12 protein-coding genes are annotated in these 20,993 nt (G+C 52.6%); 7 read left to right on the plus strand and 5 right to left on the minus strand.

Translation table 11 applies throughout. The features are described 5' to 3' along the window. Nucleotides 1-58: 58 nt before the first annotated feature. From J2I46_RS17265 to J2I46_RS17285, 5 genes are all read left to right on the plus strand, one after another. A complete protein-coding gene (locus J2I46_RS17265; protein WP_207330304.1) occupies nucleotides 59-1,195 on the plus strand; it encodes an efflux RND transporter periplasmic adaptor subunit in 1,137 nt (378 codons plus the stop codon). 105 nt (nucleotides 1,196-1,300) lie between these two features. Further along, nucleotides 1,301-4,735 carry an efflux RND transporter permease subunit gene (locus J2I46_RS17270; RefSeq protein ID WP_207330305.1) on the plus strand — a complete coding sequence of 1,145 codons (3,435 nt, stop codon included), beginning with the start codon at nucleotides 1,301-1,303 and terminating at the stop codon, nucleotides 4,733-4,735. A gap of 405 nt (nucleotides 4,736-5,140) precedes the next feature. Further along, on the plus strand, nucleotides 5,141-6,373 hold the full coding sequence (locus tag J2I46_RS17275; RefSeq protein ID WP_207330306.1) for an acyl-CoA dehydrogenase family protein: 1,233 nt from the start codon (nucleotides 5,141-5,143) through the stop codon (nucleotides 6,371-6,373). Between the two features lie 152 nt (nucleotides 6,374-6,525). Continuing rightward, entirely contained in the window at nucleotides 6,526-7,575 is a 1,050-nt protein-coding gene (locus J2I46_RS17280) for a phosphotransferase family protein (protein WP_207330307.1), read from the plus strand. A gap of 89 nt (nucleotides 7,576-7,664) precedes the next feature. Then, complete coding sequence (locus tag J2I46_RS17285) at nucleotides 7,665-8,477, plus strand: hypothetical protein (RefSeq protein ID WP_207330308.1); 813 nt, start codon at nucleotides 7,665-7,667, stop codon at nucleotides 8,475-8,477. A 46-nt stretch (nucleotides 8,478-8,523) separates the two neighbouring features. On the opposite strand, the gene lpcA is transcribed toward J2I46_RS17285, so the two are convergent. Together lpcA and J2I46_RS17295 are read right to left on the minus strand one after the other, a co-directional pair. Continuing rightward, entirely contained in the window at nucleotides 8,524-9,102 is a 579-nt protein-coding gene (gene lpcA / locus J2I46_RS17290) for a D-sedoheptulose 7-phosphate isomerase (protein WP_207330309.1), read from the minus strand. Between the two features lies 1 nt (nucleotide 9,103). Next, entirely contained in the window at nucleotides 9,104-10,870 is a 1,767-nt protein-coding gene (locus J2I46_RS17295; RefSeq protein ID WP_207330310.1) for a hypothetical protein, read from the minus strand. 128 nt (nucleotides 10,871-10,998) lie between these two features. Between J2I46_RS17295 and upp the strand changes: the two genes are divergently transcribed. Next, nucleotides 10,999-11,652, plus strand: coding sequence for a uracil phosphoribosyltransferase (gene upp / locus J2I46_RS17300; RefSeq protein WP_207330311.1), 654 nt, complete (start codon nucleotides 10,999-11,001; stop codon nucleotides 11,650-11,652). Nucleotides 11,653-11,662: 10 nt separating this feature from the next. Here the strand turns inward: upp and J2I46_RS17305 are convergent, their stop codons facing one another. Both J2I46_RS17305 and J2I46_RS17310 read right to left on the minus strand, forming a co-directional pair. Then, complete coding sequence (locus J2I46_RS17305; protein WP_207330312.1) at nucleotides 11,663-13,699, minus strand: T9SS type A sorting domain-containing protein; 2,037 nt, start codon at nucleotides 13,697-13,699, stop codon at nucleotides 11,663-11,665. Nucleotides 13,700-13,862: 163 nt separating this feature from the next. Beyond that, nucleotides 13,863-16,895, minus strand: coding sequence for a carboxypeptidase-like regulatory domain-containing protein (locus tag J2I46_RS17310; protein ID WP_207330313.1), 3,033 nt, complete (start codon nucleotides 16,893-16,895; stop codon nucleotides 13,863-13,865). 331 nt (nucleotides 16,896-17,226) lie between these two features. Between J2I46_RS17310 and J2I46_RS17315 the strand changes: the two genes are divergently transcribed. Further along, on the plus strand, nucleotides 17,227-18,312 hold the full coding sequence (locus J2I46_RS17315) for a mannose-1-phosphate guanylyltransferase (RefSeq protein ID WP_207330314.1): 1,086 nt from the start codon (nucleotides 17,227-17,229) through the stop codon (nucleotides 18,310-18,312). Between the two features lie 92 nt (nucleotides 18,313-18,404). On the opposite strand, the gene J2I46_RS17320 is transcribed toward J2I46_RS17315, so the two are convergent. Further along, nucleotides 18,405-20,858: a PAS domain-containing sensor histidine kinase gene (locus J2I46_RS17320; RefSeq protein WP_207330315.1), complete on the minus strand. Its 2,454-nt coding sequence runs from the start codon at nucleotides 20,856-20,858 to the stop codon at nucleotides 18,405-18,407. Nucleotides 20,859-20,993 lie beyond the last annotated feature (135 nt).

Consider the following 20,993-nt stretch of genomic DNA (forward strand, 5'->3'; position numbering starts at 1 on the left):
AACCCTCGCGTAAGCAATAATCCCCAATCCGACATCCCCAATCCTGAATTTAAAAATCATGAAGCACACATACATCATTACTACACTGCTGGTAGGTACGTTACTGGCGGCTTGCGGCGAGAAGAAAAGCGATCTGCAAACGAAAAAGGCGGAACTGGATAAGCTGAAAGGCGAACAGGCCGACCTGAACGCAAAGATCAAGGGCCTGGAAGGTGAACTGACCAAGCTTGATCCGGTGAAGCGCGAAGAGGCGAAGGTAAAAGCGGTGGCGGTGTCGCCATTAACGGCAGGTACGTTCCGGCATTTTGTGGAGCTTCAAGGCTCAGTGGATGCGAAGAACAACGTGCAGGTAACCCCGAAAGGGCAGGGCGGTGTCATCACGGCCATGTATGTATCGGAAGGGACACCGGTGAAACAGGGGCAACTTATCGCCAAACTTGACGATCAGATCGTGCGTGAATCGCTGGCGGAAGTGCAGACGCAACTATCGCTGGCCAACACGGTTTTCGAGAAGCAAAGCAACCTCTGGAAACAGCAGATCGGCACGGAGTTGCAGTATCTGCAGGCTAAAAGCAACAAGGAGTCGCTCGAACGCCGGATCTCGACGATCAAAGCACAGTTAGGCCAGTCATCGGTAACCGCTCCTATTTCGGGTGTGGTTGATCAGGTGATCGGAAAGGTTGGTCAGGTCGCGGCACCGGGTATGGGTATCGTGCGGGTGGTAAACCTATCGAAGCTGAAGGTGGTGGCCAAAGTGGCCGATACGTACTCAGGAACGGTAAAGCGCGGGGATGCTGTGCAGGTTATTTTCCCTGACATCAAGAAGCAGATCAACGCGCCGATCAGTTTCGTATCGACCTCGGTTGACCCACTGAGCCGGACGTTCACGATCGAAATTCCACTACCATCGGATAATGCCTTGAAACCGAACATGCTGGCGCAGGTTAAAGTCAATGACTTCTCGAAGTCGAACGCCATCGTAATCAATCAGAACCTGATTCAGAATACGGAGAACGGCCAGCTTGTGTATGTCGCCGTTACGGAAGGCAACAAGAAGATTGCCCGCGCCAAAAAAGTGGTAGTGGGGCAGAGCTACGGTGGCCAGATCGAGATTACGCAGGGCCTGAGCGCGGGTGATCAACTCATCACGCAGGGCTACCAGGAAGTGACAGACGGACAAACAATCAGTTTTTAAGTCCTCAGTCCTCCGTCTTCGGTCCTCTGTTGCTTCGCTCAGGTACGTATCGTGCCAAAGCAGCGCAACAGAGGACTGAAGACAGAGGACTGAAGACCCCCTTCTATGAAATTCACAGACTATAAAACCCTCGGCTTCACCAACTGGTGTGTCGAGAACAGGACGGCGATTTACATCTTCACCTTCCTGATTACGTTCGGAGGGTTGTTCGTCTACAATAACCTGCCGAAAGAGCAATTCCCGGATATCAAGATCCCGACGGTTATTATTCAGACCGTTTATTTCGGTACGGCTCCTGCCGATATCGAGAACACGATCAACAAGCCGATCGAAAAGCAACTGAAGGCGGTTACGGGCGTAAAACGCGTAAAATCGAACTCATTGCAGGATTTCTCGCTCATCACGGTTGAGTTTAACCCTGATGCCGACGTAGCCGAAGCCTTGCAGCGGGTACGTGACGCCATTGATAAAGCTCGTCGCGATTTGCCCCAGAAGCTCGATAGCGGCCCAACAGCTCAGGACGTGAACTTCTCGGAGTTCCCGATCATGAACATCAACCTGGCCGGTAATTTCTCGCTGAACCAGCTGAAAGATTACGCCGAAGATATGCAGGACGCCATTGAGGCCATGCCTGAGATCAGCCGCGTAGACATCGTTGGTGCCTTAAAACGGGAGATCCAGATCAACGTAGACCTGCCCCGGATGCAATCGACCGGCCTGACCTATTACGATATTCAAACCGCTATTCAGGGTGAAAATATCAACGTATCAGGCGGTGATCTCGACGTGGACGGTGTACGCCGTACACTGCGGGTGAAGGGCGAATTTACCGACGTAGCTCAGATTCGGGCCTTGCAGATTCGCACTGGTACGGGCGCCACTGTACGCCTTGGCGACGTGGCCGATGTGCAGGATAGCTTTGAGGAACAGCAGGATTTCGCCCGGCTCGATAACAAAACCGTTGTAACGCTCAACGTCATCAAACGGGCGGGAGCCAACCTGCTATCGGCGTCAGAGCGGATCGAACAAACGATCGAACAATACAAAGAAGACCGTTTTCCGCAGGGCCTCGACATTCGGATCACGGCTGATCAGTCGGAGAAGACGAAAGAGAACGTAAACGACCTGGTAAACACCGTAGTACTGGGTTTCATCTTCGTGGTGCTCGTGCTGATGTTCTTCATGGGTGTGCGTGATGCTATCTTCGTTGGTTTGTCGGTGCCGCTCTCGGCGCTGGTGGCCTTCGTGCTGATGCCCGTACTTGGACCCATCGTTGGAACAGCCTTTACACTGAACACCATTGTGCTATTTGCCTTTTTGCTGGGCTTGGGTCTGGTGGTAGATGATGCCATTGTAGTTATCGAGAATACGCACCGACTCTTCAACGAGAACCGGAACTGGACCATTCAGCAGGCGGTGAAAGCGGCGGCCGGCGAAGTATTCGTACCCGTATTCTCAGGTACGTTAACAACCATTGCACCGTTCTTCCCACTGTTGTTCTGGCCGGGTATCGTGGGTGAGTTCATGAAGTTTCTGCCCCTGACGCTCATTCTGACCCTGTTTGCCTCGCTGTTCGTAGCCTACGTGATCAACCCGGTATTCGCCGTGTCGTTCATGAACCGGCACGATGACGATCATCACGAAGACAACCAGGGCTTTGATACCATCAAGCGCCCACTGATGATCATCGGCGCACTGGCTATTATTGGATACGCGGTTGATCGGGGTGTAGGCAATCTGTTTGTCGTATTCCTGCTGCTGTACGTGTTCAACCACTATGTGCTGACGCCGAAGCTGATTCTGCCTTTCCAGGAGAGTTTGCTGCCCCGGTTGAAAAGCGGATATCGTAAGCTGATCTCGTTCCTGCTGACGGGCTACCGGCCCGTGTATGCGGTAGCTGCCGCATTTGCTTTGCTGGTGGTAACCTTCATGCTGCTGGGCGTTTTCCCGCCGAAAGTAATCTTCTTCCCAAGCGGTGAACCCGATTACATCTACGTGTATAATGAGATGCCACAGGGCACCGACGCCCGCGTGACCGATTCGGTGACGAAGGTGATTGAGAAGCGCGTATACAAAGTGCTAGGCGATAATAAGGCAACGGGCACCGTCAACTCGGTGATCTCGAACGTTGGTAAGAACGCTGGTGACCCAACCAACCCGGACCGGAATGCCACACCGCAGAAGTCGAAAGTGACCATTGCATTTAAAGGCAATGAAGAACGTGAAGGCATCTCGACGGATACGCTACTGAACAAAGTACGGATTGCGATGCAGGGAATTCCGGGTACCAACATTTCGGTACAGCGCGAAAGCAACGGCCCGCCAACGGGTAAGCCCATTGCCATCGAAATTGCCGGTGACGACTTCGTTGAGCTTCAGAAACTGGAGAAGCAGGTACGTAACCGGATTCAGCAGGCGGGTATCGAAGGTATCGAGCAGTTGAAATCCGACCTGGTAACCAATAAGCCCGAAATCGTGCTGAACATCAATCGGGATAAAGCTGAGCGTGAAGGTATTTCGTCGCAGCAGGTAGCGTTCAGCGTTCGTACAGCCCTGTTCGGAACGGAGGTGTCGAAATTCCGGGATGCGAAAGATGAATATCCGATCATGGTTCGGTTGCAGAAAGACAATCGTAGCCAGATTGAGCGGTTGTTGAGCCAGAACATCGTGTACCGCGACATGAACTCGGGAGGAGCGCTGCGTCAGGTGCCGCTGTCGTCGGTGGTTGATATTCAGTATTCGACTACGTTCAGCCAGATCAATCGCAAGAATCAGAGCCGCCTCGTTACGTTAAGTTCCGATGTGGTGACGGGCTACAATGCCAACCAGATTGTTGGGCAGATTCAGCAGATCGTGAATGACCTCGACGTACCCAATGGCTACACCATCAAGATGGGTGGCGAGCAGGAAGATCAGAAGGAGTCGATGAACTTCCTGATCTCGGCATTCGGAATCGCCATTCTGATGATCTACCTGATTCTGGCTACGCAGTTCAATTCAGTCATTAAGCCATTTATCATCTTCACCACCATTCTGCTCTCGCTGATCGGGGTATTCCTGGGCTTCATGGTGACGGGCAAATCGTTCTCGGTTATCATGTCGGGTGTGGGTATCATTGCCCTGGCTGGTATTGTGGTGAAAAATGGTATCCTGCTTATCGAATTCATTGAAGAGCTTCGCGGTCGGGGCGTTCCAACGCGTGAGGCCATCATCGAAGCAGGTGGTACCCGTCTGACGCCCGTGTTGCTGACAGCGGCAGCGGCGGTACTTGGTCTGGTGCCCCTCGCCTTTGGCTTGACGGTCGATTTCGTGGGCCTTTTCCGCGACTTCGATCCACACGTAGTGATCGGTGGCGATTCGTCGGTATTCTGGAATATTCTGGCCTGGACCATCATCTACGGCCTGACCTTCTCGACGGTGCTGACCCTGGTGATCGTGCCCTGCCTCTACTGGATCAACGAGCGCGTTCGTGACAAGTGGTTCCGTAAAGGCGACGCTGTGGCCCAACCCGCCCACCAGGAAGAACCTGCCGAAGTGTAGCGGCAACGTACCTGCTTTAATTACAAAGCCCCTCAACGAGAAATCGCGGAGGGGCTTTATTGTGTAAAATAGATTCAGAGGTGAGCTATTACGGAAAACAAACAGCTTACTGGACTTTCTGTATAAATTGATCCAACTCAATATCCGTATGTACAGGTATGCTCTATTTATTAGCATTCATAGTGGTCGTTATCGCTTCTGAATTGCCTGTCCATGCTGGTCTGGTCTTATATAACCCATAACCAGCAGTTCCTGAATGGCCTCATCGCTCTGACTGGCGGGCTACTGCTGATGAGTGTGGCGCTTGGTCGAAAGGCCAATAAGCGGTACAGGTAACAGCAAAGCAATCCCAGCAACTAGCTTCTTTTGTGTAGCTTTGATTGTACGATTCTTACAACAAACTGCATGGAGCCTTTATTTGCCACTGACCATACCCGCGAACTGATTCCCCGTATTCGCGAATTCATCGAGAATGAGATCATTCCGCTCGAAACGGCTGAACACCTGACGGGTAACTTTTCGAAGGTGGCCAAAATCCTTGATCAGAAGCGCGAACTGGTGAAGCGGGCAGGTTTGTGGGGCCTGCAGCACAGCGTAGACGAAGGCGGCCTGGGACTAACCCTTTGCGAGTTCGGACAGGTGAGTGAGGTGCTGGCTTATAGTCCGTTTGGCCACTACACCTTCAATTGCCAGGCACCCGACATCGGCAATATGGAGTTGATGAATAAATACGCGCCGGAGCACCTAAAGCATACGTACCTGGAGCCGTTGAAAGCGGGCCAAATCCGTTCGTGTTTCTCCATGACCGAACCCGAATTTGCCGGTTCGAACCCCACGCAGCTGGGTACGTTGGCCGAGCGCGCTGGGAACGAATGGGTGATTAATGGGCATAAATGGTTTACCTCGTCGGCTGATGGGTCGTCCTTTGCTATTGTCATGGCTGTAACGAATCCAGATGCTGCCCCACATCGCCGCGCCAGTATGATTCTGGTGCCGACCGATAATCCCGGTTTTGAACTGGTTCGGAACATCAGCATCATGGGCGATGGGTCTGACCACTGGGGCAGTCACGCCGAGGTACGTTATAACAACTGCCGTGTGCCCGCCGCCAACCTGATCGGGGGCGAGGGCATGGGCTTCACGCTGGCTCAGGAGCGACTTGGCCCCGGTCGCATTCACCACTGCATGCGCTGGATTGGCATTGCTGAACGTTCATTCGATCTGATGTGTCGCCGGGCTGCTACCCGGGAAATGGAGCCGGGCGTGATGCTGGGCGAAAAACAGTTTATTCAGGGTTTCATTGCCGAAAGCCGGGCCGAAATCGACGCGTCACGCCTGATGGTGCTGCGTACGGCCCGCAACATCGACGAGCAGGGAGCCGCCGCCGTTCGCAACGAGATTTCGACGATCAAATTCTACGTAGCTAACATGATGCTGCGCGTGGTTGATCGCGCTATTCAAACCTTTGGAGCGGCGGGTATTACCGACGATGTGCTGCTGGCCTGGTATTACCGCCATGAACGTGGCGCCCGCATTTACGACGGTGCCGACGAAGTGCACAAAACCGCCTTAGCCCGCAGCATCCTGAAAGGCTACGGCCTCGACACGCGAAAGGCTAAACCGGTAGCAGCAATTTGATACTTATGTAACAGTAGGTTGATCTGTAGGGGCAGGCACGAGGGTCTGCCCCTACAGATCAACGATATTGGATAGTGATCTGGCGGTAGTGATTGGCGACGCAACGGTGGCGTAGTCTATATGTAAACGGTATTGGATAGTAATCAACGATCATGGACGCTGAACAAGATAGTGCTCGGCCTGTGAGGGCGGGGGAAGAACTGAACGTAGCTGTGCTGGAGACGTACCTGGGGCTTGGGTCGATTATGGGCGTTAGTCAATTTCCGGGTGGGTACTCCAACCTGACGTACCTGATCACGATTGGCGAACGCGACTATGTGCTTCGTCGGCCGCCAGTGGGGGCAAAGGCAATTAAGGGCGGGCACGATATGGGTCGCGAGTTTCGGGTGTTGTCGCTGCTGCGCGAGGCAGGGTATAGCAAAATTCCAGAACCGATTGCCTATTGTGATGATGAGCACGTGCTCGGCTGTCCATTCTACGTGATGGAGCGCGTGCCGGGTGTGATTCTGCGGGCACAATCGGCACCGAAGCTGGGCCTGTCGGTTGAGACGATGCAGAACCTGTCGAATGCGCTGGTCGATGCGCTGGTTGAGTTGCACGCCCTGCCCATTGAGCCAAACCTGATTCAATTGGGTAAACCCGATGGGTACGTTCAGCGGCAGGTAGAGGGCTGGCACAAACGCTATCTCACGGCCCAAACCGACAACGTATCTGCCATGACCGAACTGGCTCGCTACCTGACCGATAACCGGCCGCTCAACCATCCGGAGATTACGCTCCTGCACAATGATTTCAAGTATGACAACGTGGTATTGAACAGCGAGTTGACGCAAATCAAGGCCGTTCTGGACTGGGAAATGTGTACCGTTGGCGATCCGCTGATGGACGTAGGTACGTCTCTGTCGTACTGGGCCGAGGCGGGCGACGATCTGTTCCGGAAGTCATTCAACCTGACGTGGTTACCCGGCAACCTGACCCGCCGCGAAGTTGCCGATCGCTACGCCGAACGATCGGGGCGCGATGTGTCGGACATGCTTTATTATTACGTGTTTGGGTTGTTCAAAAACGCCGTGGTTATGCAGCAGATTTATGGGCGCTATAAACAGGGACTGACTAAAGACGAGCGCTTTGCCGGGCTGCTGGCGGGCGTGCGGGCCTTATCGGCGGTTGGCGTGAAGGCACTGGAGACGGGGAAACTCTAACCGACCTGGTAGACCAGGATTAAAATTGCGCGTATCAGGAACAACACTTCATTGCGTTGGGTATACTTACGTATCAACTCTCAACTGCTATGAAGACGTTACTAACTTGCTTTGCTGCGCTGCTGCTGCTGCTGCTCAGCGGATGTGCCGTTAATAAGTCGCAATTGGTCACGCTCAGCAGCGATAACCTGACAGTACAGCCCGATCAGGGATTTGTATACGACACGGATACGTTGCGCCTTACTTATCAGTTCTTCAATGAGCGCGGGGTGATTCACCTGATTATCGAGAATAAACTGGCTAAACCGCTCTACATTGACTGGAAACGGTCGGCGTTCATTATCGGCCAGAATAAGCTGGATTATTGGTATGATGTGGCGGCGGTGAATTTGTATGGTACCGCTTATACCAACACCTATGCCCGGTATTTCCGGAACTGGAACAGTGGCAACAGCACGGTTGATCTGACCGGCAGTATCAGTAAAGAGAATTCGGTTGATTTTATCCCGCCGGGGACGAAGCTCACGAAGGAGCAATTTGTATTGGTACCGGGCCCGGCTCTGGTGCTACCCGGTCAGTATTCGACGGAAAAGGTGGCGTCGAGCGATCTATTCAACAAGAAACCCGTTGACGTGCAGACCTATCAATACACACCTGATACATCACCGCTGAAGTTTCGGAACTACCTGACATTGTCGACCGATAAAGACTTCAGAAACGAGCTTGTTTTAGACAGCAAATTCTGGGCATCGGGTGTGCAGGTAATGCCACAGGAGCAACTTACAGGCGGCGCATACATCGGTACTGATGTTCAGCATACTGGAGCTACTACGCTCAAATCGATACCTTATTACCGGCCAGACTCGTTTTTCATCAACTACACGCAGCAGGTACAGTATTGATCGATCAACAGCCGGTGCGGGTATCCCGGGTCGGTACCGATTGTATTCAAGCTAGCCCTAACTGCTTCTCGATGAGCAGGATAAACAGGTGAATCACCTTGATATGAACCTCCTGTATACGATCGGCATAACCGAAGTGCGGCACCCGGATTTCAACATCGGCAACATCGGCAAGTTTGCCGCCATCCTTACCGGTCAATAGCACCACCTTCATGCCTTTCTGGCGGGCCGCTTCAACAGCCCGAATAATGTTGGCCGAATTGCCGCTGGTACTGATGCCCATCAGCACGTCGCCTTCATTACCTAACCCTTCGACGAAACGCGAAAACACAAAATCGTAGCCGTAATCATTGCTGACGCAAGACATATGGCTGGGATCAGATACGCAAATAGCTGCCAATGCACGACGATCGCCACGGTACCGGCCCGACAACTCTTCGGCGAAATGCATGGCGTCGCAATGAGACCCTCCGTTGCCGCATGAGATCATTTTGCGGCCGTTTTGCAGGGCATCGGCCATCAACTGGGCCGCGTCGGCGATTGCCTGTATATTGGCCTGATCGGCCATGAACGTATCTAGAACTGACCTCGCTTCGGCCAGTTCTGAGCGGATAATGTCATTCATTTTAAAAGATCCAGTTCCGGTAGGGGGCATTCCATCGGATGGCAAAGTTGGCAACGGTAGTGTTATAAATGTCAGGAATATACTGGCTATCCTGCATTCGGTTCAGATACCGGGCTTCCAGAAAGAAGTTGTGCTTCAACATGTATGTCAACCGAAGATCGGCGTATGTGATCACAGTCTGGCGTCCCTGGCCAATAAAGTTGCCATAGTCGCGGAGGCGATCTTCGTAGCTTTTTAGGGGATTGCCGCCGTAGTTACGACCCGGAGGATCGGTTCCTTTCATCATGACGCTAAACGTTCCGTTGGCTGTCAATCGTTTGAATTGATAACGCACTACGCCAATTCCTTCCATAAAGTTGGCACCCAGCGGATGAGCCAGCGGCTGGTTGTAGTGAGTATAATTGGTTTGCCCCGATTTGTGCGCGTAGGTGTAGGGGCGAGCCAGATTAAACTCGCCCTGTAAATCGAGGTTCGGAATACCAAGCACATCAATGTATTTGGCCCCTAACTGTACGGCAAACTTATTGGTCCAGGAACCGTTGGCAGCCCTTAACTCCTTGATCAGGAACTCATCTAGCATGAACTGACCGTATAGCAGGAAATGATTGGCCGCGTTCACCTTCACGTCCATCCCAACAAAGGCGTTGTCGCCGCTACCCCGTGCCGATTCAACGTACCTGTAGAAAATAACCGGGTTCAGGTAGTTGATATCGAACTTGTCACGGCTATATATCTCCGACTCGAACAACCCGATATTCACCCGCTTACTCAGGTTTATGCTCAGGTGGTGCATGGCCGTAAATTTCTGTCCGAAAAAGTTGCTGCCGTCAAGTACGACCTGTCCGTTCTGCAGTTCGGTGAAGAGATTGGTATACAGGAACCGTTTACCGAACCTTGTCTGGATTTTCAGGAAAAGCGTCGACGCAGCGTTGTCTGACAGCAGGAGCGACCGGATACCGTTGCCAAAGAAGTTACGGTCGTGGCCGAATTGCAGGTTAATGATTTTCAGTGCGTTGAAGGTGACATACCCCCTGGCTTCGATGAAATCGGCCGACCCGTTGAAATTCTTTACTACCCCCTGACCCGGCGCAAAACTGCCGCCCGCTGCTATAGAATACAACTGGCCGTACTCCTGAATGTATTTGGGATAGTAGATCTGGTTGTCGGTCACGAACGTATAAAATCCCAGACGGCGACCAATACTGCCTCTAACCTCAATACCACGGGTGTTGGTGGTCAGGGCAGTCGTCAGCGCCTGATCACGACCGTAGCCAACGCTTAGCACGGGGCTGATGTGCAGGTCAAACTCATCTGTTTTAACGCTAAAGAAATCGCCCTTTTTCCTATAAAAGGAACGAAGGAATGGCTTGTTGCTGTTGCCCGGTTCTTCATAACGCAGAATAACCGGTTGCGTGGCCGACGAATCCACGGAGCGCCCGAAGGCTACGGAAACAGGCGGAAACATAGCCCTGACTGGCTGGGGCGTAGCCCATTCCCAGCTATCATCGCGCAGGTAATTGATGTTAAACTTATCGGTAGGTGACAGACTCACCCCATCAGGATCATTTTCCAGGGTGTCGATCAACTGCATGACCGCCTGCCGGTTATAGGGTTTTACTGTGCTATGGAATTTATCAGCCCACCGGCCCTGTCTGATCTCATAGCGATCGATAAGATGATACTGGTCCTGATTCAACGGAATGTACGGACTTTGCGCCCGAACCATTGATGAAATCAGCAGAAAAAAAAGAAGAAGTAAACAGCGCATAGAGAACTCGGCAAAGGAAAGGCAGTGCAGGGCCAAAGCCCTCATAGCGAAAAATAGCCGTTTGGGTTGGCATTACGTGATCCGGGCAGCTAAATTACACGGAAACTTAGCGACAATCAGTACTCCCGATGTTTGTATTTGACCAGCACCCGTCTATTGCCAACCAATACCTTGCCGAACTTCGTGACGCGCAGGCCCAAACCGACCGCTTGCGGTTTCGCCATAATTTGGAGCGCCTTGGCGGATTGATGGCCTACGAAATTTCCCGGACAATGGCGTATCAGAACGGAAAAGTACAAACTCAATTAGCGTTGGCACCTACCCAAACGCTACTACAGCAACCAGTGCTAGCCACGATTCTGCGGGCAGGTCTACCGTTTCATCAGGGTTTTCTGAACGTGTTTGATCAGGCCGACAATGCCTTTGCCGGTGCGTATCGGCGGGTAGCCCGCCCCGGCGATGATGATAACGAATTTGATATTGAAATGGAATACGTCAGCGGCCCTGATCTGAGCGGCCGAACGTTGATCCTGATTGACCCGATGCTGGCTACCGGCCGGTCACTGGAAAAAGTATACCATACCATGCTGCGGTTTGGAGTACCGGCCCAAACGCATATTGCAGCGGCCATCGCCAGCCCCGAAGGGGTCAGGTACGTTCAAAATCAACTGCCGCAGTGTCGCCTCTGGCTTGGCGCTGTTGATAGCCATTTGAACGACCATTATTACATTGTTCCCGGCCTGGGCGATGCCGGTGATCTGGCCTTTGGCGAGAAGATCTAACGTAGGCCGGTTACTTCACCAATACCTTACGTACCTGCGTTGGCTGGCCTTCGGCCTGTAGCGAAAGCAGGTAAACCCCCGTTGGTAACTCGCTGATCGAGAGCTCCGTAACATCACCAGTTTGCGCTTGCCGACGCACAACCCGTCCCGTTAAGTCTGTCAGTTCAAGCTGACCATCCGCGCGGCTGTTTTGCCAACGTACCCAAAGGCGGTCTGTGGCGGGGTTGGGGTAAACGGAAATGGTGCTGACTACCGGTTCTGTGGCAGTGATGACGTAGTTGAGGGCTTCAGACGGTAATGACGAACAACCTGCTGAGGTGGCTACTACGTAATACGCGCCAGCGCCGCTCGGCCGAAACCGTGTGCTCGTTGCCCCAGCTACAGGTTGCCGCGTATTGGTGTACCACTGGTAGGTGATACCCGCCACGTTGCTTGTACTGACTACCAACTCGTCGCCCGCCTGAGCCACAGCGGGTATAGCCGGCGATGCGTTCACGGTTACGCCTACCGGGTCGCCGAGGTAGCTGGGTAAAGTAGAAACAGCACGTAACTGGTAGCCCGACCCGGTTGCCATACTCGCTGCCAGGGGGACGGTAACCGTAAAATTGGTCACGTTGAACAGAGTACCGGCAGCCCCTATAGGTACGTTCCCGATCGATTGCGCCGCCGCGAAGTCACCCTGAGCGTTTGACAGTTGAAGCACCAGACCTGTTTCGAAATAACCGGTATAGGTACCGCTCAACGGAACGCTGCTGCCCGCACAAAGTACGGCTCGATCTGGCGTTGGCCGGAGGGTAAAGGGCTGTAATTGAGTTATATAATAAGCAGGCGTGGCCGACGTACCCACCACCGACAACGTACCCAACGCGAGTGTGCCCGTGGTTTTACCCAGCAAAAGCAGCGAGCCATTGTCTGTGTGCGCCGCGTCGATGATCCGGTCGGCTCCGTTGGGGGCGTTCAATCGGGTCGACCAGCGCAGACTACCGGTAGGCGCGTAGCCCGCCACGTCGATGTAATCGGCAGGGCCGTATTCATTGGTATTCTGATCGTAGGGACCATTATATCCCCCGAACACAACAAATGCCCCCGCCTGATCGACCAGTAAACCCGTGGCAACAGCTGAATCAGAGCGGGAGACGCCTGTTTTTACCCATTGGTTGCGACCGCTGGCGTCATAGCGCATCAATGCCTGGCCGGTTTCAATCTGTATGCCGAGGGTTCTGTCGGTAAGGGTGTAATTGCTTAGTACAACGGCGTTGTCGGCTTTATCAAGTGCCAGATCAAGCGGGGTGGTATAATAAGTCTGCGTAGCGTTACCAGCCAGTGACTGATCAAGGTACGTACTCCAGCGTATCGCATCCTCGTCAGTAGCCAGTAGCAGTCCGAACGACCCGTTGCGGGTGGGTTCACTGGTAGCCAGTCGGGCACCTCCCCGGGAATCGGCGGCAACAACTACGGGCTGGGGAGATGGAATGGTCGGTGTGCCATAGGTAGTGGCGTTCACAAAACGGCCGTCTGCATCGAAGGTGCACAGAAACGGAACGCTGGCGGTGGCGCGTCGGCCAAAGACAAGCACTGACCCTACGGCATCTGTGGCCAGACTGACGGGCTGGCTCATCAGGCCTTTGGGGGTGAGTACGTACGTAAGCCAGCGCCGGGTATGCGTGCTGTCAAACTCGGCCACAAACGTACTGCTCTCAAGCGCGTTATCGAGGCGGTACGTGGAATCGCCAACGGTAAACTGGCCCGTAAACGCGCCCGCCAGCACCAGACTCCCGTTGGTTGTAACCGCGATCCGCTGAATGGTTGGCCAATTGGAAAAGGCTTGTTTCCACCGCTCCCGACCTCTTGCATCCAACTGAACGAGGGTGTTATTTTTCAGGAGTACGTAGGAACCACGCGAACCATCGGCCACTACGGCGAGCGGTTCGGCTGGCAGCGTTGATACCCACGTAAAGTTTCGTGTCACGGTCGTTGCTACCTGCGCCCGGCAAAAGCCGGTTACGCACACTAAAACGAAAATCAGGTTGAGTAAACGGTTTGCCATCATCAAAAGCCCTACAAAATCGACGCCAGAAACGAAGGTACTAAAACAACCAGGAGGTATAGCTAGGCTACGGCCTGTGAATGAAGAGAGGGTCGTACTGATAAACAATGGTTTAGCAGTACGGCCCTCTCAGATAAAGCGCAAATTGATTTGATTGTCTAGCCTAACGCATCAACTCATCAAACGTGAGGCCAACATAGACCATCGAGCCGGTAATTGCGCTGCCATACGCCTGATAGTAGGGTGTGCCCAGAATATTAGTACCGCCCACTTTCACGATCGATTTCATGCCGGTCAGTTTGTAGCTAACCTGCGCGTCGAGGTTATTGATAGCTGGCACGATGGTATTGGTGAACGGAGTCACATTTGGCTCAGATGGCTGTACGATACTCGACTCCCAAACGAACTCATCCTGGTGCTTCAGGTTCACGCTAAAGCCAATTTTCGACGTGTTTGTGGCCCGCTTGGTGAACGTCAGGTTATACCGGTATTTAGGTGTGTTGAAGCCTGAATACTGTACTTCCTCAGAAGGAACAAAATTGTTCAAGTTGTTATTGGCGATGTTCCCGCTGATAATGTACCCTTTGTTCAAGGCGTAATTCAGCCCAATGGCCCAGCCGGAGGCCGTGATGTCCTGACTGCTGTTGGCCGGTAGTGAGAAAGCCCGGCGTGTACTGCCGCCAAACACGCCGCTTTTCAGATCAAGCAGACCCGGAGCCGCCGATGCCGTTGGCTGTATCAGCACGGCACTACCAATAAAATCGGTGTAAACACTGTAGTAGTAGTAAGCATCGACAAACAGTTTTTTGCCAAAAATACCCCGATACCCGATTTCGTAGTTGGCTACGCGCTCTGGCTTAAACGCCCGCTGCTGATAGGGAACCAGCTTTCCGTAGTTGTTAAGTACAGCAACACCTTGTTTGGTAGCAGTCAGGTTGGCTGTAATAGCACCGGGTAGCGCAGCGGCCACTTGTTGCTGAATTACCGTTGCCGATACACTCGCGGGTATTGTTCCGGCCGCTACGCCAGCCTGCACACCACTCGTTACCTGAGCCGTTACCTGCTGGGTAATCAGCGCCCTTGCGGTTGCTTCGGTAGCCGGATCGGCCAGCGCCTTGGTGATGTCGGCACCAACCGCCGATACGTTATTCAGTGTGTAGGAGTTAGATAGGTTGTAGCGTGTGTAGAACTCAGGCAATGCGCCAATTAGCCGGGCATTAGGCGTTTGCAGGTCAATATACTGGTTCTGCGTGGTCGGAATGCGGAAGCCCGTCTGATACGATAGGCGTACGTTGTGGTCACCAAACGTGGTTACGGCCGAAACACGCGGCGTAAATTGACCCTCGAAATTCTGGTTTTTGTCGTAACGCAGTGAACCCGTAATTTTCAGATGGTCGCTCAGTAGATTCTTGCCAACCTGCGCAAAGGCCCCGAATTCGTTGATGTTTATACGCCCGGTTCTGCCTTCGGCCTGATCGGCAAACAACGTACCTTCTGAACCAAGCTGATACTGCCGAACATTGGCACCAACCAGCACATCGGCAAACTTGATGATGTCTTTGAAATTATATACCCCTTCGGCATGATACAGATTCGACTTGTCGAGGAAAGCGCCGCCGCCTTGTGAGATTGGCCTATTCCGGTAAGTCTCAAACAAATTCTGGTAGGCCGACGTACCTGGCAGCGGCCGCCCCTGATCGGCTACGCCCCGGGCCGTTATCAGGGCCTGTTCTTCAGTTTGGCCTGCGCCCCGGGCCTGGGCAAATGCCCCGGTATACTCGCCAAACCACTGCGTGCTGGGCTTCCAAGCTTCGTTCATGTAGATACTTGCCAAACCTGCCGCGTATGAATCGCCCGAGCGTTCCTGCGTGGTATAGGCGCGAAGCGAATAGTTGCTGCCCCGCAGTTCGAGTTTAGCCTGAGTGATGCTGAAATTTCGTAACGAATACCGGCTGGCACCCGTATACACGGTTGTTCCCTGCCCGTAGTTGAGTTGACCGATCAGTTCAGCTTTCTCCGTAATCCGGTAATGAACGGCCCCGTTGAATTTCAGACTCTTTGTATTGTAATCGACCAGATCCTGTTCTTTATAACCCGTACGGCTCACGCTCCTGCTTGGCAACAGCCCCAACGCTGCGGCCGGTAATCTATTAGCTGCTACCAGGCTCTGACCAACAGAGAGCAGGTTAGCCTGCGCTTCATCGCCATACACGTTTACGCCGTCATAGTTTGGCGCTACGCCTGCACCACGGGCAGGATCATTAACGCCTGCCTGCGCCCCATTGATATTCAGGTTGTTATAGTTCGTAGCCTGCCAGTCGTCTGCCTTGATGTATGACAGGTTCAGTTTGAAAGCAAGCTTGTTGTTAAACGCTTTGGCATATCGGATAGAGCCATCGTAAAAACCGGTAGTGGCGGTAGACCGGTTACTGGCGTTCATCAGGCCGGTTTTCACATTGGCACTCAGACCCTGATACAGGAACGGGCTTTTGCTATTCATCAAAATAAGGCCATTAATCGCGTTCGGGCCGTAGAGGGCCGAGGCTGCACCGGGCAGAATTTCAACGCTTTCTACATCCAGCTCGGGCATACCCACAATATTGTCGACCGGGAAATTCAGGCCGGGTGCCGAGTTGTCCATTCCGTCGATCATCTGTACCGTACGGGGGTTACCTGTAGCACCGAAACCGCGCATGTTGATCGACTTGAACAGCAGACCCTGCGTAGCCATATCCACACCTTTGAAATTGGCCAGACCATCGTAGAAATTGGCGGCTGGCGTTTCGCGAATGGCCCGGATATCCATTTTCTCAACCGCTACCGGCGATTTCATCACGCTTTCTTCTACCCGGGAAGCTGATACCACAATCTCCTGGCCTTGAAGTATTTGTTCGTCGAGCCTTACGGAAATAGTGGAGGTGCTGCCCGTTACGGCCACTTCACGGGCAGCAAAACCGACTGATGAAATGACAAGCGTAAATGGCGGGGGAGTATTGGTCGTCAGCGAAAAATCGCCCTTGCTATCGGTTATGGTTCCCGTCACTTTGCCCTTCACTTTAAGGCTGGCTCCGGGAATAGGTAGCCCAACAGCATCGGTAATCTTTCCTGATAGTTTGGTTTGCGCCAAGGCCGTTACTGACAGCAGCAGTATAAATAGGCAGGAGGCGGAAACGGTCTGATGTAAGCGTCTCATCATATACGTTTTTGATGATTGTTGAAGGTGGTTATTTAATGGTCGAAAATACATATATCATAGGCTGTGTACAATTTTATATTAGAATTATTACCTATTTCAAATTAAAATTACGCCCAATAGGTTAGTTACCAATTAGTTACATAATTCATAAAATTTTGGCTGTGTGCCTGTAATTCAGCGGGTTAATACTGCAAGGCTACGGAACAGGCAAACTGGTACACATGAAAAAGCCAATTTTAAAACCGTTATTGGTATATCGTAGGCGCATTGGCTAAGAAATCGAAGTCGTCGTTCAGCTTTACCTTACCTTTGTGGCAACATCGAGTTCACTATGAATCACACATATGTTGTAATAATGGCGGGCGGCGTTGGCACACGCTTTTGGCCGTTTAGCCGTACCAGTTATCCGAAGCAATTTCATGATGTGCTTGGCACAGGCCGCACGTTGCTTCAACAAACCGCTGATCGCTTTGAGGGAATCTGTCCCCCCAGCCATATCTACATTGTAACCAGCGACAAGTATAAAGATCTCTGTCAGCAACAGCTGCCACAACTGACCGACGACCAGGTGTTATGTGAGCCAGTGGCCCGCAATACCGCCCCCTGCGTTGCGTATGCCTGCTACAAAATTCTTCAGAAAGACCCACTGGCAAATATTATAGTAGCCCCCGCCGACCACATTATCCTGAAGGAAGAGGCTTTCCGCGATACGATTCGTACGGCCCTGGCCGCCACCGAAGGAAAAGACGTGCTGGTTACACTGGGTATACAGCCAAGCCGCCCGGATACCGGTTATGGCTACATTCAGTACATTGCCGAGCCATCGGCCGATGGCTCGGATGAAAAGGTGAAGAAGGTAAAGACATTCACTGAAAAACCACATCTCGAGCTAGCCCAGCAGTTTGTTGAGAGTGGCGAGTTCGTCTGGAATGCGGGTATCTTCGTCTGGAACGCAGCATCCATCCGTAAGGCGTTTGAGCAGTACTTGCCGGAGACCGCTGAGATTTTTGCTGAAGGCGACGACCTCTACTATTCCGACAAGGAAGAGGCGTTCGTTCATAAGGCGTATTCGCTCTGCAAAAGTGTCTCGATCGATAACGGCATCATGGAAAAAGCCGACAACGTGTACGTTGTGCTGAGCGATTTCGGCTGGTCGGATCTGGGTACGTGGAAATCACTGTATGAAGTGTCTGACAAGAGCGACAACCTGAACGTAATCGACGGCCATATTCTGCTTTACGACACCAAAAACTGCATTATCAAAACACCGAAAGATCGCCTGGTGGTTGTTAACGGCCTCGACGGCTACATTGTGGCTGAGTATGATAACGTGCTGATGATCTGCCGTAAAGATGAAGAGCAAAAAGTAAAGGAATTCGTAGCCGACGCTAAGGAGCGGGGCAATGAATTTGTTTAAAACAGTTTTCTGTTTACAGTCTACAGTTGCGCTGCTAAGCCTAAGTCAGGTACGTTAGCAGCGCAACTGTAAACAGAAAACTGCAAACTGTTTTATACCGGCAAATACACGCTGAATGTTGAGCCCTGGCCGAGTTGACTGGTGGCGGTGATGGCTCCTCCGTGATTGGCCGCTACCTTTTCGCAAATGGCCAGGCCAATGCCGGTTCCGGCATACTCACTTTTACCGTGCAGACGCTGAAATATCTGGAAGATCCGAGTGGTATATTTTTCGTCGAAACCTATGCCATTATCGATAATCGAGACCTGATAATAAGCGCCTGACGACCGGGTTGGATTGACGCCCACAGGTAAATCAGTTGCGGCGATTAACTGGACTTTTATCTGGATATGTGGCGCTACGGAGCGCCCCTCTGCGTCGGTCTGTCGAAATTTGATGGCGTTACTTATCAGATTCTGGAAGAGTTGGCCTAGTTGCGACGCATCACCCAGGATAGTAGGCAGATGGTCAACCTCGATAACCGCGCCGGTTTCCTGAATGAGCAAATCAAGGTCAGACAGTATGGTGTTGATCACGTCGTTGAGCGAAACCAGCGCAACTGCGTCCTGACGTGGAACAATGCGCGAGAAACTAAGCAGATCGTGAATCAGGTTCGACATGCGAAAGGCCGCCGCCTGCATCCGCTCCAGATAGAGTACGCCTTCTCCCAATTGGGCGGCATACTGGCTGGTTAGCAGATCACCGAATTGCTGTACTTTCCGTAACGGTTCCTGCAGATCGTGAGAGGCTACATAAGCAAATCGTTCCAGGTTTGTGTTCGACTGAATAAGCAGTTCGTTCGACTCATGCAGGTCTTCGTTCATGGCCAAATACTCTTCGTTAATACTTGCGTACTCTTCGTTGAGGGCTGCCAGTTCTTCGTTCGTGGCCTGTAGAATGCTGTTGGATGTTGCCAGTTCTTCAGTACGTTGCTTTACCTGCTGCTCTAAGGCAAGCTGCAACCTGCGCTGCTCCGTAATATCGCGGGCGGTACCGCTCAATCGGACTGGTTTCCCATTGGTATTTCGAAACAGCTGTGCCTGCGCATGAATGATACGTACCTGGCCCGTGAGCCGGTTAACAATGGGATGTTCGTTTTCGTAAAGGCCAGTGGAGTTGGGGTCAATGGCCGCATTAATCGCCGCCGCCACACGCTGCCGATAGTCGTCAGGTAATGGATTATAGGCTTCGTCGATAGGTTTTGTCGATTCCGAAAAACCCAGCCAATCCATGAATCGGGGCGAATAATGAAATGCTTCGTTCTGAATGTCCAGGCTCCAGGTGGCTAGTTCGGCCAGTTCAATAGCACCCCGCAACGAAGCTTCTGTTTCTTCAATTCTCTTGCGGGCCAGCACTTGCTGCGTAATGTCTGTGGCAACAACCAGGACCCCCATAACGCGTCCTGGTTCAGGCTGGCTGACAATGCCGGACACCGGCGCTGCTACGTCTTGGTCTATCTCATACTGAGGCTGATACGTCAGATCAATATAAATCGTTTCTAGCCGGCCGCGCCGAATAAGGTCTACCGCAACTTCATTAGCCATGTACGGAATCCCCGTATCAATAACTTCACCCAAGAGCTTATCAAATCCCTGCCCCTGCAATTCTGGTAACGCTTCCAGCAGATGTTTCCCAACCAATTGGTCTGGTGTTCGGCCAACCAACTCGCCGTAGAACGGGTTCGCCATCGTGAAGGCCAGATCGGTTGCGTTGATCATGGCAATGGCCACCGGTGACTGCTCGAAGGAGGCCAGTAACTGCTGCTGGCTTTTTTCAATCCATCGCCGCGACATAACCCGTTCCGTAACGTCGACGGCTACATTCAGAATGGCATAAACCTCCTGGTCATCGTTGAGTAGCGGCTTATAAGTAAACGTAAACCAGTATTCCTGCAAGATGCCATTCACTACCAGGTTGGCCTGTTGTTCGTCTGACTGATAGGCAATGCCAGTATCATACACGTCTTCCAGTAATTTGATGAACGGCTGCCCCTCCAGCTCTGGCAGTGCTTCGGTCAGCTTCATACCAATTACGGCGGGTGTCTTTCCCCACACCGTGATCATGGCGTTATTGGCTGTGTCGATAATAAAATCCCGGGTAGCATAGACGGCTATTGCCACCGGCGATTCCTCAATCAGGGTACGGTACTGTTTCTCGCTCTGCGCCAGCTTGTGTTGCTCGCGGGTTGGGCTGGCGGTTGTCGGGTAAGCTGTCGCCAGCACACCGCCTATCCGCCCGTCGTCATCAAAAACAGGGCTGTAGGTGAACGTGCCGTGCGGATGGTCGGCCCGGCTATCATGCAGGAAAGGAATCGGTTGATTATCAAACCAAACTGCCTGTCCGGTAGCCATCGCCTTGTCTACCTGCGGCCCAACAAGGTCCCATACCGTGGCCCATACCTCGTTGCCTGGCTTGCCCAGTGCTGCGTGTTTCCCGGTTGTGTTCAAACCAGGCAGCAGGGCGTCATTGTAAAAGCAGGTCAGGTCTTTTCCCCAAAGCAGAAACATCGGGAAGGTTGAATGAAGAACAATTCCAACAAGGGTACGCAGGCTTATTGGCCATTGATCTGGCGAGCCAAGCGGTGTCTGTGACCAATTATACCGTTGGGTAAGCATACCCATTTCACCGCCTCCCTGTAAAAA

The organism is Fibrella forsythiae (assembly GCF_017353175.1).
Taxonomy (GTDB): Bacteria; Bacteroidota; Bacteroidia; order Cytophagales; family Spirosomataceae; genus Fibrella; species Fibrella forsythiae.